The sequence below is a fragment of the Paenibacillus sp. Aloe-11 genome (assembly GCF_000245715.1).
GTDB classification, from domain to species: domain Bacteria; phylum Bacillota; class Bacilli; order Paenibacillales; family Paenibacillaceae; genus Paenibacillus; species Paenibacillus kribbensis.
Genome location: NZ_JH601043.1, coordinates 47,059 through 47,428 on the forward strand (window position 1 = coordinate 47,059; position 370 = coordinate 47,428).

At 57.0% G+C, this 370-nt stretch carries 2 pseudogenes; both read right to left on the minus strand.

What is annotated here, in order from left to right:
• Positions 1 to 90 (minus strand): annotated as a pseudogene (locus tag WG8_RS29405) (TatD family hydrolase); the annotation flags it as partial.
• Positions 83 to 370, minus strand: a pseudogene (locus WG8_RS27755) (ABC transporter ATP-binding protein); the annotation flags it as partial. The pseudogenes WG8_RS27755 and WG8_RS29405, both read right to left, overlap by 8 nt.

Here is a 370-nt window from a genome sequence, read left to right on the forward strand (position 1 = left end):
CGGCTCCTGCTGCTCAGGCGGGTAGCTGTCAACATGAATGTGCGCGTCGATTAATGGCGCGGGTGCTGCCGTGGTCAAAATGTCACTCATACTGATCCGCTCCGTTATCCGTGGGATTTTTGCGGACACTCTCCGCATGCTCCTCCATGCCGTCGTACAGCTTGTATTTTTCCTGACGCATCCAGTCCGTCATGGTCCGCTTCCATTCGCTAAAACGCGAATCAAGAGTGATTTCCTCCCGGCGAGGACGGGGGAAGGGAACATCTACGACATGCATCACCGAAGCAGGTCGTGCCGACAGTACGTAGATCCGGTCGGAGAGCAGCAGCGCTTCCTCGATGCTGTGGGTGATGAACAGCACAGAGCGGCG